The sequence below is a fragment of the Mucilaginibacter pedocola genome (assembly GCF_002013915.1).
GTDB classification, from domain to species: Bacteria; Bacteroidota; Bacteroidia; order Sphingobacteriales; family Sphingobacteriaceae; genus Mucilaginibacter; species Mucilaginibacter pedocola.
Window position 1 is genome coordinate 163,353 of record NZ_MBTF01000035.1, and the last position, 17,210, is coordinate 180,562.

The 17,210-nt window shown below is 45.8% G+C and carries 11 protein-coding genes; 8 read left to right on the forward strand and 3 right to left on the reverse strand.

Annotation, left to right across the window (positions count from 1 at the left end):
- Positions 1 to 38: 38 nt before the first annotated feature.
- Positions 39 to 824: a succinate dehydrogenase cytochrome b subunit gene (locus BC343_RS23520; RefSeq protein ID WP_078350252.1), complete on the reverse strand. Its 786-nt coding sequence runs from the start codon at positions 822 to 824 to the stop codon at positions 39 to 41.
- A 199-nt stretch (positions 825 to 1,023) separates the two neighbouring features.
- Between BC343_RS23520 and BC343_RS23525 the strand changes: the two genes are divergently transcribed.
- Together BC343_RS23525 and BC343_RS23530 are read left to right on the forward strand one after the other, a co-directional pair.
- Complete coding sequence (locus BC343_RS23525; protein WP_143822323.1) at positions 1,024 to 4,827, forward strand: carboxypeptidase-like regulatory domain-containing protein; 3,804 nt, start codon at positions 1,024 to 1,026, stop codon at positions 4,825 to 4,827.
- A gap of 106 nt (positions 4,828 to 4,933) precedes the next feature.
- Positions 4,934 to 6,076, forward strand: coding sequence for a TlpA family protein disulfide reductase (locus BC343_RS23530; protein ID WP_078350254.1), 1,143 nt, complete (start codon positions 4,934 to 4,936; stop codon positions 6,074 to 6,076).
- Positions 6,077 to 6,174: 98 nt separating this feature from the next.
- Here BC343_RS23530 and pdeM read toward each other — a convergent pair whose 3' ends face one another.
- Positions 6,175 to 6,903 (reverse strand): ligase-associated DNA damage response endonuclease PdeM, encoded by a 729-nt coding sequence (gene pdeM / locus BC343_RS23535; protein ID WP_238381844.1) that lies wholly within the window; start codon positions 6,901 to 6,903, stop codon positions 6,175 to 6,177.
- Positions 6,904 to 7,003: 100 nt separating this feature from the next.
- Positions 7,004 to 8,542 carry a Do family serine endopeptidase gene (locus tag BC343_RS23540; RefSeq protein WP_078350255.1) on the reverse strand — a complete coding sequence of 513 codons (1,539 nt, stop codon included), beginning with the start codon at positions 8,540 to 8,542 and terminating at the stop codon, positions 7,004 to 7,006.
- A gap of 195 nt (positions 8,543 to 8,737) precedes the next feature.
- Between BC343_RS23540 and dapF the strand changes: the two genes are divergently transcribed.
- The 6 genes from dapF to BC343_RS23570 all read left to right on the forward strand — a co-directional run bounded on the left by dapF (position 8,738) and on the right by BC343_RS23570 (position 17,177).
- Positions 8,738 to 9,526, forward strand: a complete 789-nt coding sequence (gene dapF, locus BC343_RS23545) for a diaminopimelate epimerase (protein WP_078350256.1) — start codon at positions 8,738 to 8,740, stop codon at positions 9,524 to 9,526.
- Complete coding sequence (locus BC343_RS23550; protein WP_078350257.1) at positions 9,526 to 10,560, forward strand: acyltransferase family protein; 1,035 nt, start codon at positions 9,526 to 9,528, stop codon at positions 10,558 to 10,560. Before dapF ends, BC343_RS23550 begins: the two co-directional genes overlap by 1 nt.
- A 135-nt stretch (positions 10,561 to 10,695) precedes the next feature.
- Positions 10,696 to 13,593 carry a DEAD/DEAH box helicase gene (locus tag BC343_RS23555; protein WP_078350258.1) on the forward strand — a complete coding sequence of 966 codons (2,898 nt, stop codon included), beginning with the start codon at positions 10,696 to 10,698 and terminating at the stop codon, positions 13,591 to 13,593.
- A gap of 187 nt (positions 13,594 to 13,780) precedes the next feature.
- Entirely contained in the window at positions 13,781 to 14,752 is a 972-nt protein-coding gene (locus BC343_RS23560; protein ID WP_078350506.1) for a lysylphosphatidylglycerol synthase domain-containing protein, read from the forward strand.
- Positions 14,739 to 15,866, forward strand: a complete 1,128-nt coding sequence (locus BC343_RS23565) for a glycosyltransferase family 2 protein (protein WP_143822325.1) — start codon at positions 14,739 to 14,741, stop codon at positions 15,864 to 15,866. The genes BC343_RS23560 and BC343_RS23565 overlap by 14 nt, the downstream gene beginning before the upstream one ends.
- 72 nt (positions 15,867 to 15,938) lie before the next feature.
- Entirely contained in the window at positions 15,939 to 17,177 is a 1,239-nt protein-coding gene (locus BC343_RS23570; protein ID WP_078350259.1) for a PP2C family protein-serine/threonine phosphatase, read from the forward strand.
- The last annotated feature ends 33 nt before the right edge of the window (positions 17,178 to 17,210 follow it).

Here is a 17,210-nt window from a genome sequence, read left to right on the forward strand (position 1 = left end):
GTGAGTTCGCCCGTGTTAGCCTGAACTAAACGGTCAAACTATTTCGACAAACTGTGAATGTAATACAGGATCGGCATCAGCGCAAAACCCAATGGGATAATAACGCCGAAGAACCATGTACCTATAAAGCGCACTATTGGTGTATACTTTTGGTGTACCCAACCCATAGTTTGGAACGCGCTCTGGAAACCATGCAGCAAGTGGAACGCTACGGCTATCATAGCAATTACATAGAATGCCACGTAGATAGGCTGGCTAAAGCTTGCCTGTACCCTCGAATGGATATCTTTCACACGCACAATTTCAACATTGTTTTCGGTAGAGATAGACCTCTCGAACTCGGCGCTTGCAGGCGTGTAATCGCTAACAGTAGTTTGGTTGGTAGCAAGGTCGGTACGGTACTCTTTAAAGCCAATTACGTGCTGGTACTTGTAAGCATACCAAAAATCGCTCATGTGGATAACGATGAACAATAGCAGGATAGAACCCAGCAAGCCCATGTTTTTTGACGACCATGATGCCTTTGAACCCGACTGAACAGCGTAGCCAACAGGGCGAGCCTTGCGGTTTTTAAGGGTTAACACCAATGCGTATACCGCGTGAACGATAATGCTGATGTACAGGATGTAGGCAATAACCTCGATAGGAGGAAAATGCGTTAAGAAGTTTGCGTAGCTGTTAAATGCAAAGCCCTGGTCGTCTACAAAAAGTAATAAGTTACCACCAAGGTGAACAATTAAGAAAGTACACAAAAACAAGCCAGTTAAAGCCATTATCAGCTTCTTTCCCAGTGATGAGTTAAAGGTTTGTTTGAATTCGCTCATTATTGATTCTGATTTATTTGGCAAAAGTATTTATTAAAAGCCAAAAGATATAAATGGTTTCGGCTTTAAAAGGCATTATCGGCTATTTAGAAACAATCTAAAAGAAAAACAATTGCGTGACAATTGCCGCAAAAATATTAATGAAGAAAGTTTATGGAAAGAACCCAAAGCCTGCATCATAAAGGAAAGCAAACCAAATATGAAAAGGCTAACCTTAACCCTCCTCTTATTTTTAACTACGCTTATCACCGCCAATGCCCAGGCACCCCAACTTACGGTTGATGGCAAAAGCAACAACGGCGTAACCCTGCAAAACCTGAAGATTGACGTAGCCGTTTACGGCAACGTAAGCCGCACCACCTGGCAAATGACTTTTTATAACTCTACCAACCGCATACTGGAAGGGACGCTAACATTCCCCTTGAAAGACGGCGTTGCCATAAGCCGTTACGCGTTGGATATAAACGGCAAAATGCGCGAGGCCGTGCCGGTTGATCGCGGCAAAGGTACCGTAGTTTTTGAGGCTATAGAACGCAGGCGTGTAGACCCGGGCTTGCTGGAAAAGGTAGCAGGCAACAGCTTCCGTACCCGTATATATCCCATAAACCCTAATAGTACCCGCACGGTAATTATTGGGTACGAAGAAGAAATACCCATGGAAGCGAATGGCAGCCTAAGATTTACCCTGCCGCTTAATATGCAGGATACCGTAAAAAAGTTCTCGCTTACGGCATCAGTTATCCAAAATGCTGAAGCCCCTGTGGCAGATGGCGGCGAACTTGCTTTTGATAAACGCCGGAACACTTATTCGGCATCTATCGAAAAAGAAAACTACACGCCAAACCGCCCGCTATCGTTCTCTATCCCCAAACCAAAAGATGTTGCTGAAGTAATGATGCAGCAGTTGGGCAATAAATATTATTGGTTCATCAATACATCGGTACCGGCGCAAAGCATCAGAAAACCTGCACCCAAAACAGTTGGTTTATTGTGGGATGCCTCGCTAAGCGGAGCGAACCGCAATGTGAAAAAAGAGTTAGCCCTGCTTGATGCTTACTTCAGGAAATTAAATAACGTGAAAGTGTCATTGGTTCTATTCAGTAATAGTATTCTCAAAAACAAAACGTTCGATGTTACTAACGGTAATTGGGATGCCCTGAAAACCGAGCTGGAACAAACCACTTATGACGGTGCCACCAACCTGGGTAACCTTGCTTTAGCCAAATACCCTGCCGATGAGTACTTATTAATGAGCGATGGCAACCAAACTTTTGGTGAGGGGCAAATACATTTTAATGGTAAACCCGTTTATTGCATTACTTCGTCGGCCGTGACCGATTACAGCAACCTGAAAATGGTAGCGCTGAAAACATACGGCGAATTGATAGACCTTAACCGCGCCGACAGCGCCAAAGCTTTGGAGTCATTAACTATTCAGCCACTTAGGTTTATGGGGATAAAGCAAGGCTCCGAAGTGAGCGATAGTTACCCGTCGCTGCCGGTTACGGTTGGCGGCGCGTTCTCTATAGCCGGTATTACTAAAAACCCAAATCAAAGCATCACGCTGCAATATGGCTATGGCAATAAGGTAAGTATAGAAAAACGAGTTTCGCTTGATCTGCAAAGCAGCCTAACCACCGAGGTAAATGTTGCCAAACTGTGGGCACAGAAAAAGATAAGCGAACTGGATATTAGCTATGATGCCAACAGGCAGGAAATAGAATCGTTAGGTAAACGCTTCGGAATAGTTACGCGCAATACCTCACTCATTGTACTGGAAACGGTTAACGATTATATCCAATATGGTATAGAGCCACCGGCCGAATTGCAAGCCGAATACAATGCCATTATGAAAAGGCGGGGTAACGATAATGCAAATGAGCCCATTGCCGCAGATGCTAATCTTGGGGCTGCCGAAAATATGCTGAAAACGCTTACCGAATGGTGGAACGCCGATTTTACGCCGAAGAAAGCAGAGCCTGAAAAACAGCCGAAGGCAGTGGCAAGGGGTACCGTAAGGGGCCAGGTTACAGATTCGGGCACGGGGCAGCCTTTGGTTGGTGCAACTGTTATAGTAAGTAACAGTGGCGCCCGTGCCACTACCGATAGATCTGGTAATTATATTTTAGAGGTAAGGCAGGGCGAAGTTCTAAAAGCATCGCACGCAGGCTATCATACCGAAGAAATGAATATTGGTAACGATGGTGTGGTGAATTTCAGCCTGATAAAAACCACAAACAATACCGTGCAGGCGAGGCCTAACCCACCTGCACAGCAACAGGCTAACAACATGCGCCCCTCAAATAATACCGGCCCGGGCATACATGGCCGCGTATTTGATAAAGGCGACGGGCAAATATTACCCGGCGTAAGCATAAAGTTAAAGGGTACTAATTTAGGCACACAAACCAATGCTGCCGGAGATTTTAGTTTGCAGGCTGGTGCCCGATCTGTTTTGCAGGTATCTTTTATTGGGTTTAAAACGCAGGAGATAACCGTAGGGAACAGGCGCAACTTTGATATCTGCTTAGAGCAATCCAGCAACTCGTTACAAGAAGTGGTGGTAACAGGTTACAGCGCCGAACGGAGGAAGGATGTAACCGGTTTGGTATCGTCATCAGCGAGCGCAGCAGAATATAAGTCGGCCGCGGCAGACGTTAGAGAAGATACAGCACCGGAGCCGGCAGTGGCAGCCCCAACCCCAAACGGTAGTACCGCATTGCAAGGCCGTGTTGCGGGAATACAGGTACGGGCGCAAAACTCCGGCAATACACAGCGGGGAAGCGCTGCTGTTACAAGCCCGCAAGGTGCACCAGGCAGCAGCCCGAACATTGTAATCAGGACTGCTACAAGCATCGGTAACGATAAACCTTTGTACGTGGTAGATGGCAAGCCTGCAGATGTATCGGGAATAAGTCCCAATGATATCCAATCTATCGATGTTCTCAAAGATGCTTCTGCCGCCATCTATGGCTCCCGGGCATCAAACGGTGTAATTGTTATCACCACCAAAAAAGGCAATGCAGCAGCAAAGCCTTCCGCCCCAGCTGCGGATACGGTTGCAGATGCCGAACCGGTAGCTGCAAATGGTATCAGCATAGCCTACCAGGCCCCCGATATGGAGTACTTAAAAACTATCCAAAAAACCGCTAAAGAAGCACAATACCAAAAATATCTGGAGCTGCGCCAAAACCAGGCGGGTAACCCGGTTTATTATTTTGATGTTGCCGATCACTTTATAAAAACCGGTAACAAAGAAATAGGCCGATGCATTTTAAGCAACCTGGCCGAAATGGGCTTAGACGACTATGAGCTTTACAAAATGCTGGGCTATAAACTAAAACAACTTGGCGACTACGAAGGCGAAGTATTTGCCTTTAAAAAGATAACCGAACTGCGCCCGATGGATCCGCAAAGCTTCCGAGACTACGGGCTGGCGCTTGAGGATGCCGGCAAATATCAGCAGGCGTTAGATGTACTTTACAAAGCCATGGTTACCCGCTACACCAACGAAGCCGAAAGCCTTTATGATGGTATAGAAGAGATATTTTTGCCGGAGATAAACCGCATCATTGCGTTGCATAAACAGAAGATCAAAACCGGGACTGTACCTAAAACGGTTATCAAAGCCTTGCCTGCCGATATACGCATTGTGATGAACTGGAACAAGAACAATACTGATATTGACCTTTGGGTAACCGACCCTAATGGCGAAAAATGCTTCTACAGCCACAACCGTACTGCCTTAGGCGGCCGTATATCCGATGATATGACCCAGGGCTTCGGCCCCGAACAATTCCTGCTGAAGAAAGCCATCAAAGGTACCTATAAAATAGAGGTAAACTACTATGGCGATACACAAGCCACCATAGCCGGGCCTACTACTATTATGGCCGAATTGTATACCCGCTTTGGTACGCCGCAGGAAAAAAAGGAAATTATAGTGCTGCAAATGCAGAAGGACAGCAAAGGCGCCGTGTACATTGGCGACCTTGATTTTTAAATGTATTTACAGCCCCGAAGTGCTAAATGGCGCTTCGGGGTTTCTTGGATTTTTGTTTGGGACGATGTGATTTTTTACCTTATTTAGGGGCGCTTAAACCACCCGTATGAAACTACGCTACATAGCCCCCATTCTTCTTGTACTTGCAGCCTGTAAGCAAACCCCACACTTAGAACTTACCATTAAAGCTGACGGAATTACCAACGGAAGAGCCATATTAAAACAAGCAGGCGAGCAGGCTTTTAACGAGCCTTTGAAAAATGGCGAGCTAACCAAAAATATGCAACTGCAAGCGCCGGGTTACTATAGCCTCACGGTTATTGATAACAATAAGCCCATTACCGGCAAAATAGCTTACGATGTTTATTTGGAGAACGGAAACTATACCATACAAACCAACACCGCCAAGCCCAACGCGTATCCAACAATTACCACTACCTCGGCAACGCAAAAAGAACTGAGCGATTACTATCAGCTACAGGCAAGGCATACCGCAGCTATTGACCATAAAATAGATTCGTTAACAAAATATTTGGAGTCGGCAGAGGTTGCTGCAATGCCTAAGGATAAACGCGCTGCCCTTTACGAAAGCACACGCGCCATACAAAAAGACCGCCGCGAGCTTGACCTGAAAGTACTTGGCGAATACGCCAACAAGCATCCGCAAGGCAAAATAGGTGCGCATATTATGCAACAGGTATACTATCCTGAGTATGCAAAGGAGTATAGCACCATCTTCCAAAAATTCCCCAATGAGGTGCAGTTAAGTGATGATGGCTTGAAGATACGCAACAAACTGGGCAGCCTGCTTAGCCAGTTCTCCGGTGCCGGCGCCCCCGAAATTGCCGGAACTACGGCTGATGGAAAATCATTCAACAAAGCCGCCATCAGCAAAAAAATTGTTTTGGTAGAGTTTTGGAAACCCGAAAACGAAACCAGCCAATTGTTTCATAACCAATTGGTAAAGGGCATCATCCTCACGCCTGCCGATAGGGAGCAATTTGAAGTAGTATCGGTAGCTATAACCGACAATGTTGACGGTTGGAAAAACATCATCAAGAACGATGGTAAACCCTGGCAGCAACTAAGCGATGGCAAAGCCGACCAATCGCCAAACGTAGCAGCATGGGAAATTAAAACCTTGCCGATGTACTTTTTAGTAAGTAAAGATTGGAAGATGATCAAATCTAACGTGCCCTTCAACGAGATTGATACCGAAGTGCATGATTATCTGAAGAAACAGAAGTAAGTCTTAAATCCGAAGTCGCAAGTTTTGAGTCTGAAGTAAAAACACTGGCTTCTGACTCAGAGCTTAAGACTTGCGACTCCATACTTTAGGCTTTCAACTTAACTAATGGCGATAACCTTATCCTTCAGCACCCCGAAGATATTATCGCTTTTTTGGCTGCGGATGGCTACCCTGCCCGTAAACCTGCCGAAAGATGGCAGTATGGCCTGGTTTTTCCCGAAAGCGAAGCAGGGGAGGGTGATGCTTTGCCTGCCGCGGCCTACTAAGTTAACACCCGGGTGTATATGCCCGCAAAGCACGTAGCCGCCTTCGGCTTTTACTGCCGCGTCTGCAAGAGGGTGGTGCAACATCAGGAACGGGCCCATACTTAACTCTTCCGTCAATACAATATCCAGGTCGAGGTAATGCTTGTCGTGGATAATATCATGGTTACCTTTTACCAGTATGATCTGTAGCTTGGGGAATTGCCTGCGCCACATCACAAACCAATCCCAATCGGCATTCAGGTCGCTATGGAACAGATCGCCAAGAAAGATGACCTTTTCGGGGCGGTGCTCGGCTATAAGGTCTGATAGCATGGCCAGGTCATCCTGCTCCATATCCCGCGGAATGGCTATACCCGCCTTGCGGAAATGCCCCACCTTCCCCAAATGCACATCAGCAGCTATCAAAGCTTTTTCCTGCTGCCAGTAAATAGCTTTTTGCGGCAGTAGTAAAAGGTCTTGCTCCAAAAAGTTAAAAGGTGTTCCCGCACTCATCGTCATAACGGGGGTAAAGATACTAATATTTGTAGCAATATCGGGCGTGCCCATACACTGGTTTTGCATGCGGGAGACGCAAGGTATTGCATCTCTACAATATGGTTCTAAAACAGAAAACCCGGCTGTCGGCCGGGCTTCCTGTTTATATTCACTCCAAAAATTTCGCTTATTGTATCTCAAAAACGTTGCTGAAGCTGCCACCGTTAGGATAGTAACCGGTGATGATTAGTCGGCCGTTTTTAAGGTTAGTAAGGGCGTTATCCATATCATCAATGCTGGCAATTGGCTGCTTGTTGATAGATGTGATAACAGAACCTACCGGAATTTCGGTATCATCAAATATACCACCCGGGCGTACTTGCGTAACCAATATACCATTGTTTACATGGAATTTAGCTTTCTGCGCCTGGCTCAACGGCTGGAAGCTTGCGCCCAGTTTGTTGAACAGTTCTGATGCTGATTTAGAAAGTGCTGCAGTTTTAGCAGTAGGGCTTTCGGCTTTCAGGGTTACATCAAAGCTTTTCTCGCTGCCGTTACGTAATACGGTGATGTTAATTTTATCGCCGGGTTGTAAACGTGCCACGCGCTCTTGCAGGTCTGATGATTCGTAAACGGTGTTACCCTCTACCTTGGTGATAATGTCACCGGGTTTAATACCGGCAGCTTCTGCACCACCACCTTCAACTAACGAGTTTACATAAAGGCCGTTAGTTTTATCAGTTTTTACACCTTGTGCCGCTTCGGGGTCGCTCAGGTCGGCAAAGCTGATACCAATGTAACCACGCTTAACCGAACCATATTTTTTAATATCGTTCAATACTTTTTTGGCCAGGTTAACCGGGATAGCAAAACCATAACCCTCGTACGAACCAGTGTGCGATGCAATAGCAGCGTTGATACCTATCAGTTCGCCGGCAGTGTTCACCAATGCACCACCGCTGTTACCGGGGTTAATGGCAGCATCTGTCTGGATGAACGACTCGATACCTTTACGCAAAGATGGTTGCTGCTGAGTAACCGGGCCGAAAGGGTTTTGGTCTTGGTCCTGGTCATCATCTTTACCAATGATGTTAATGCTGCGGCCTTTTGCGCTAACAATACCTGCTGTAACGGTAGAGGTAAGTTTGAAAGGGTTACCCACAGCCAATACCCACTCGCCAACACGCACGGCATCCGAGTTACCTAGTTTTACAATTGGCAGGTTAGTGCCGTTAATTTTGATCAGCGCCAGATCGGTATTAGGGTCGGTACCAATTACCTTCGCTTCAAACTGGCGGTGGTCGTTAGTAGTAATGGTAATTTTCTCCGCTTTGGCAACCACGTGGTTGTTGGTCACAATATAACCATCAGGCGAAATGATCACACCCGAACCCGATGCCATTTGCGGGCCCTGAGGGCGCATACGCTGACCAAACATCTGCCCGAACATTTGCTCGAACTGATCCTGGTTGCCATTGCTTTTTGGCGAATACGTGGTACGGATGTAAACTACAGCCGGGGTAACTTCTGCAGCAGCCTGTGTAAAATCGGCCGTGCCGGCAGATGATACCGTAGGCGCATTTGAGCGGTTACTGGTAAAATAAACTTTCTGTTTGTCTTCGAAACTCATGCCCTGGTCGTATTTGTTTTCGGCAAACTTGTATACGCCTAAGGCCAACGCACCGCCCGCAAAGGCGGTAAGTAATGTTAAACCAAATCTTTTCATATTTTTATTCAATTCTATTTATTGTTTGCGGTATTATCTACCGGGATTCAAATTTAATACCATATAGACGATATAAACAATGATAAGTTATATGCAATTTTGTTAAAAATTGTTAAAACTAAATTAACAAGGGCATACATTTGTTATGGCTTGTTAGCTTATATTAAAACTACCGCCAACATATAATATTTTAACGTGAATATAAAGTTTTACAAATACCAGGGTGCCGGCAACGATTTTGTTTTGATAGACAACCGCGAAGGCGTTGTGAATCAGCCTGATAAAGAAACCGTGGCAAAGCTGTGCGACAGGCGTTTCGGCATTGGCGGCGACGGCTTAATGCTGCTGGAAAACCTGGATGGCTACGATTTTAAAATGGTTTATTACAATGCCGATGGCAACGAAGGCAGCATGTGCGGCAATGGCGGCCGTTGCATAGTGGCCTTTGCCAAGTACCTGGGCATTATATACGATACGACAAATTTTCTGGCTACAGATGGCCCCCATCATGCCAAAATTACCGACGAAGGCAATTGGGTGAGCCTGCAGATGATAGATGTGAACGACATCAGCAAAGACGGCGAAGCTTACGTGCTCAACACCGGCTCGCCGCATTACGTAAAGCTGGCTGCCGACTTAGCCGTAAAAGATGTTTACAACGAAGGCTATGCCATCCGCAATAATGCTACCTACAAAGCCAACGGCATCAACGTAAACTTTGCGGAGAAAACCGGCGAGGGCTACTTTGTGCGCACCTTTGAGCGTGGAGTAGAAAACGAAACCTATGCCTGCGGAACCGGGGTTACAGCTGTAGCGCTCGCCATGGCTAAACACAACGGGCAGTTTGGTAATATCAGCACCCCCATTAGGGTATTGGGCGGCGACCTCAATATCCGCTTTACCAACAATGGCGAAAAATTCACTAATATATTTTTAGAAGGGCCGGCCGAGTTGGTGTTTGAAGGGGAGATAGAAATAGCCTGATGAACAAACCGGCAGGCCGTAACAATACGATAGATTTATTGCGCTTTTTTGCCGCCTGTGCTGTGGTCTTTTTTCATCAACAGGCCTATATCGAATACAAGGATAATTGGTACCGCAATATTTGCGGCATGCTTTGGCTTGGCGTACCGGCCTTTTTTGTAATAAGCGGTTATTGTATACTTATAGCGGTTAAGCATACCCGTTCGCCCAATGAGTTTATTACACGGCGTTTTTTCAGGATATTCCCCGCCTATTGGTTTAGTGTAGTTTTAATTTTGGCCATAATAGCGGGCAAGCTTTTAATAAATCATATTAACGATGTTGCCGCGCTACCCAAAACACCATTGCATGCAATGGCAATAATTACGCTGTTTACCTCGCCGGTTACGCATTTCAAAACAATAAATTGGGTATACTGGTCGCTTTCGTGCGAGGTGTGTTTTTACATTGTTGTTTACCTGGTGCTGTTTTTGAAGCCAAAATATCGCCTGGCAGCATTTGTGTTTATTACAGCTGTAACCCTTGTTGCCCCGCCCCAATATATTCCTGCCTTCTTTTTAAAAAATTGGCCATCCTTCGCACTCGGTTTGGGCGGCCACTATCTGCTGCATAACGCTCAAGGCAATAAAATTCTGGTCATCTTGTTACTACTCTTGTGCCTTGGTGCCATCTGGCACGCAGGAGACATCAACTGGTTAATTGTTTGCATTTTAACCTGCCTGGCTATTATTGCCAACAGCATACGCCCGCTGCCCGATAATTTCTTTTCGCGTCTGGGCGACCTGTCGTACTCCATTTATCTCATCCATGTGCCCATATGTGTTTATATGCTGGGCCGCCTTAAAACGGTGCAAATACAAAACAATGTGGCATTAAACATTGCATTTGACTGTATTACGCTTTCCATAACCATTGCTTCGGCAGCGTTAATATTCAAATACATCGAAAAGCCCGCCATTAACTTTGGCAAAAAGCTTTTGCTTAAGCCTGCGCCCGACAATGCAAACAATACGGTAATTGACGGCGTAAAATAAAGCCCGCGGGTGAAGGCTGTTTTTGCCGGTGCAATTGTTTAAAAAAATCGCACTAAAAATTTTAGTTTATTACAATTTCTGTTTACGTTTGAATTTTTTGTTGATGTAGCTTTCATTAATTTTTAGCCAAAATTGATGTTACGCGTAGACAGCAACAAACCTTGCCAAATTATATATGCCATTGCCCGGCACGATTACCTGTTATACGTAATAGAGCCGCACATTGTGCAGCTAAACCCTAATGGCGAGTTTTCGCTCACTTACCAACGCCTTTTCAGCAATACCGCAGTTGAGTTTAACCACTGTTTAGATGATACCGACCGCAAGCTTATTAAGCTGCTGGAGGATATTGAACAAGGCAACATCATTAAAAGGTTCTATAAAAAGCCCATACGCCCGTTCGAGTATTTTGCCAAGGTATTTAACGACCAGGTATTTGACGTTATCCGCCCGAAAATTGAGAAAAAGATAGTAGAGGCCCTGGCACTAATAGGTACAGGCAATAAACAATTGTACCTGATGAGCAAGGAGGGGTATCCCGCCGGCCGTAAGGTTCACATTGCCGACGAGGCAGCTTCAGTACTGTTTCATTTCCGCCGAAATGAGGAGGAGATACGTTACTTTCCTACCATTAAATACCGGGGGCTGCGTATCGAATTTATGTTTAAAGATGCCGAGATCATTTGCAACCATCCTGCCTGGATGCTGCTTGATGATACGCTCTACTATTTCGATAAAGAGATAGAAGGTAAAAAACTGCAGCCCTTTTTAAATAAGCGCTTTATATCTATCCCCAAATCGTCGGAGCATTCGTACTTTGAAAAGTTTGTGGCCCCACTTATAGAGAAGCATAACGTATATGCCGAAGGCTTTACTATAAATACCGAAAAGTACGATGCTACGGCTTGTTTAAAGCCGGTATATGTAGAAGGCGGCACATCGCAATTGCAGCTTTATTTTAAATATGCGGGCTATATTTTCCCCTACGGCGATGGCAGGCATATATCGGTACGGATGGAAAAAACCGGCGACGATTACCTTTTTCATCGCATTAAGCGCTCTACAACCTGGGAGAAGGGCAAACTTGCTCAATTGGAGAGTTTAGGGCTTACGCTTACTTCCTCGCTTTTTCAAAATTTGGAAGTGGCGCATGGCGATGACGATAGCGACCGCTCTTTCCCGGTTTTTGAATGGCTGAATCAACACCACGATGAACTTATTGAAAAAGGCTTTGAGATAGAACAGCCAGACGGCCAGAAGCGCTACGTTTTTGGTGTTACCAAAATAGATATCGAGATATCCGAAAATAACGACTGGTTCGATATTAACGGCGTGGTTTACTTTGGGCAATACCGTATACCCTTCATTCAACTGAAGAACCATATCCTAAGCCATAAAAAAGAATTTATACTGCCATCGGGCGAGATAGCCGTAATACCCGAACACTGGTTTTCGCAGTACGGTAACCTGCTGCATTTTTCGGAAAGTGGCGATGGTATAAAACTACGCCGCCACCATGTTGGCCTTGTGCACGAGCTGGAAGGTGAAATGGCCGAAACCAGCATGAACCGCAAGCTGCAAAAGCTTACCAATTACGACGAAACCGAAGATATGCCTATGCCGGTAAACTTTGCAGGCAGCCTTCGCCCTTACCAAAAGGCGGGTTACAATTGGTTCCACTTTTTGAAGGATTACCATTTTGGCGGTTGTTTGGCCGATGACATGGGTTTGGGTAAAACCATACAAACCCTGGCCTTGCTGCAAAAGCATAAGGAGGATACCGAAGCGGCAGGCAGCAAAGCTACATCGCTGGTAATTATGCCCACCTCGCTGATCTATAACTGGCTTAACGAGGGGCGTAAGTTTGCGCCGCAATTACGCCTCATGGTGCACACCGGTGCATTCCGCTATAAATCGGCAGAGGTGTTTGCCAATTACGACGTAATCATCACCACGTATGGTATCAGTCGTATAGATATCGAAATGTTTAAAGATTACTATTTCGATTATGTGATATTGGATGAAAGCCAGAACATCAAAAACCCATCGTCCAAATCATACCAGGCGGTACGCTTGCTTAAGTCGCGCTTTAAGCTGATACTGAGCGGCACGCCGGTAGAAAACTCGGTGAACGACCTGTGGACGCAGATGAGCTTTATTAATCCGGGTTTGCTGGGAGCGCAGGCATATTTTCAGAATGAGTTTGTTGCGCCGATAGAGAAGAAAAAGGATGAAGAGAAAGCACGTAAACTTCAGGCGATCATTAAACCCTTTGTATTACGCCGTACAAAAGAGCAGGTGGCTACCGAGTTGCCGCCTAAAACCGAGAACCTTTTCTACTGCCAGATGAGCGAAGAACAGGCCGAGGTGTACGACAAGGTAAAATCTGAATACCGCAACGAATTACTGCGCAGCATTGAGGATGGCACTTACGCCAAAACCCAAATGCAGGTTTTGCAGGGGCTGATAAAGCTACGCCAGATAGCCAACCACCCCGCCATGATAGACCAGGACTACGAGGGCGATTCGGGCAAGTTTGAGAACGTGGTGCATACTCTGGCCAACGTACTGGATGGCGGGCATAAAGTGTTGATATTCTCGCAATTTGTGAAACAACTGAATATCTACCGCGAACACTTCGATCAGCAGGGTATCCCTTACGTTTACCTGGATGGTAGCACGCAGAACCGTGGCGATGTAGTTCAAAAATTCCAGGAAGATACCAAAACACGCGTGTTCCTGATATCCATAAAAGCCGGCGGCGTGGGGCTGAACCTCACCGAGGCGGATTACGTTTTCATCCTCGACCCATGGTGGAACCCGGCGGTAGAACAACAGGCTATTGACCGTACACACCGCATCGGCCAAACCAAAAACGTGTTCATCTACAAATTCATCACTAAAGATACCGTAGAAGAAAAGATATTAGCCCTGCAGCAGCGCAAACTCAGCGTGGCCCGTTCGCTCATCACCACCGAAGAGAGCTTTATTAAGTCGCTTTCGGCAGATGATATTAAGGAGATATTGGGGTAGTATTCATCTTCCCTTGTCGGCGGTGGGGACGCCGCCGACATTTTAAACCCCACCACAGGCAGGTGGTTAAACAAAAAGCCCCATCTTTTGTATTTGCTTTGCCACATTCATTCCCACTTATCGGAATAATTTGGCGGCAAGCCCGCCGCTTGCGTTGCTTTTTGTAACATTGCACAAATTTTTGTTGTTGACAGCTACCGCCCGAAAATTTCTTTCGTACTTGCTCAAAGCCGCCATATTGGTGTTGGCTTTCTATTTTATTTACCATAAGTTTTTAAAAAAGAACAACGACCTGCAACAATTCCGCGTGCTGGTTTCGCATATCAGCCACCAACAGGTAGTTATTACCTTATCAGCGGTAGTTTTGCTCATGCTGATTAACTGGCTGCTGGAAAGTTTTAAATGGCAATTCCTTTCTAAAAGGCTTGCTTCCATATCGGTATGGCAAGCAGTGGAAGCGGTTTTTTGCGGGCTTACCTGGGCTATTTTTACCCCCAATCGCATAGGCGAGTTTGGCGGCAGGGTAATGTTTCTGCCCAACCGTAAACGTATACACGGTGTATTTGCTATGGCGGTTGGTGCGTTTGCGCAAAACGTTATTACCAACGTTATGGGGGTATTGGCCTCGCTATGGTTTGCCTACACCTACTTTCATTTAACTGCCTGGCTTTACTGGGGCATAGCGGTGCTGTCTATGCTATTCCTGGCTTTGCTGCTGGTGGTCTACTTCCACATTAACTGGTTAGTAAACCTGCTCGATAAAATAAAGTTCCTAAAAAAGTACCACCGCTTTTTTGATATTATGGGGCGGTATAATTTTCGCGAGCTGACCGTTGTTATAGGTTACAGTATAGCGCGCTTCGCTGTATTTTCGGTGCAATATTACTTGGTGATACACCTGTTGCTGCCCGGGCTTCCATTTGCCGCCATGATGCTTACGGTAGTTGTGTTTATTTTTGTCCAATCGGCCCTGCCCTCGCTCGATCTGTTGGATATTGGCGTACGCAGTTTTACCGCCATGCGTTTGTTTTCTTACATTACCGACCAGCAAATAGCTATTATTGCAGCGGTATCATCTATCTGGCTTATTAACTTAATTATACCGGCCATTATGGGCTCGGTGTTCGTTTTAAAACTCAAATTCTTTGATCGCACATAGCCTCGTTTCTCTTTTCCTCACCGGCATATACCTTTTGGTAGTGGCGTACCTCATTAAAGGCTGGGCAGCATTGCGCCGCCCTAAAACAGATGGAGCTCCACTAAATACCCGCGTTACTATACTGATAGCTGCGCGTAACGAGGAAGAACTCATCCATAAAACCATCGAAGATATTCTGGCGCAGGATTATCCCCGCCACTTGGTAGAAGTAATTATAGTTGACGACCATAGCACCGACCGCACCGCCGAGATCATTAGCAGCTACGCATCGCAGGGTATTACGCTGATGCAGCTGAAGGAAGATAAACCACTAAACTCCTATAAAAAGAAGGCCATTGCCGAGGCCATTGCCCGCTCCAAAGGCGACCTGATGGTAGCAACCGATGCCGATTGCCGTATGGGCAAAAGTTGGTTGAGCACTATTGTGAGTTATTACGAAACGCATCAACCGGTAATGATATCGTCGCCGGTTACCTATTTTGAAGAGCGGAGTTTATTTGAATTACTACAAACGCTTGAATTTTCGTACCTCATAGGCATTGGCGCTGCCTTCATAGGCAACGGGCGGGCATCTACCTGCAATGGGGCAAACCTTGCTTACCGCAAGGATGTGTTTTACGAAGTGGGCGGTTTTAAAGGGATAGACGACCTGGCCTCGGGCGACGACGAATTACTGCTGCAAAAGGTAGCGGTAAAATACCCCAATCGCATAGGTTTTCTTAAAAACAGCGAGGCAGTAGTTTATACACACGCCAAGCATACCTTACAGGAGTTTTTGCAGCAACGCCGCCGCTGGGCATCCAAATCTACCCGGTATAAAGATAAATGGATAGTGGCGCTGGCGGTTGCTATATGGCTTTTCAACGTTTCGCTGCTGGTGAACGCCGGGCTGAGCTTCTACAATATTTTCTTTTTTAAACTTTTCCTCGTTCAGTTTTTGCTGAAGTATATTTTCGAGGTGGCGTTTTTATTGCCTATCACATCGTTTTTTAAGCGTGTTAATTTGGTGGGTTTGCTTATCATTCTCATTCCCATACACATAGTTTATTTTGTTTATGTGGGCCTTATCGGCAACACACGCAAATACTCTTGGAAGGGCCGTACTGTAAACTAACATTTGCCACAAAAAGCAAACAAATCCTGCTAAAAATAAATTATTCATTATTTTAGGCTGCCTATTATAATAATGCAAAACACTCAGGGAAGTTCGGGCGAAGAGGAACTGATCAGGCTGCTGCTGAAACGGCAGTCGGAGTTGAATGCTTTGCTCGAAATTACGCAGGCCATCAATAAAAACACCTCCACGCCCGATCTGATAAAGATGCTGGAGTATATCCTGCGCAACTACCTGCAAATTGGCAAGTTCAGGTTTATGATAGCCAAGGATAAAGTTTATAGCTGCATATCCAAATACGGCGGCGATATAGAGCCTGCCAGCGTACTCAACGGTACATGGACCCATCTCAGCAAAATCAAATCGCCATCGGTACTTACCGGCCATGCCGACCCGGTGCTTAGCAAGTACGATTACTACATTCCCATCTATCATAAAAATAAGGCACTGGCCTACGCGCTGATAGGGCAGTTCCCCACCTCGGGCGAGATGTTGAATAACGACCTTACCTTTATTCAAACCCTCATTAACGTTATTGTAGTGGCGCTGGAGAACAAAAAACTCTTCCGCGAACGCCTGCAGGCCGAACGCTTTCAGCGCGAAATGGAGCTGGCCGTTGAGGTGCAAAATATGCTGGTACCCTTAAGGGTTTACAAGGACGATGGGGTGGAGGTGGGGGCCAAATACATGCCTCACCAAAACATAGGCGGTGATTATTTTGATTTCTTCCGGCTGAACGAGAACGAGTTTTTATGGTGCATTGCCGACGTATCTGGTAAAGGTATTTCGGCGGCTTTACTGATGGCCAATTTCCAGGCCAGTTTGCAGGGGCTTGCTGCTATTGAAGACGACCTAACCACTATAGTAGAAAGACTGAACAAGCTGGTTATTCATAACACTAAGGGCGAGCGCTTTATCACCTTGTTTTTGGCACGCTTTAACGAGAAAACGCGTAAGCTTAATTACGTAAACGCCGGGCATAACCCTACCATTTTGTACTGCGATGGCGAAGCCTTCCCTTTAAAACTGGGCACCACCATGATAGGCGCTTTTGACGAGTTGCCATTTTTAAATGAGGGTGAAATAGATATAGACCCCAACAGCCTTTTCTTTAATTATACCGACGGGCTGATGGATCACGAATTGCAAAACCACAAAGCCTGGAGCGAAGAAAAATTACTTGAGTTTGTGATAAACAACGGTAATTTATCTCCCGACAACTTTAATGACGCCATGATGGAGCATATTAATACGGTAATTAAAGGAAAACCTATTGATGATATTACCCTATTAACGGTTAAGATAACGTAAGGCAAAGGCGCATAATTACCCCGGAAAAGGTAT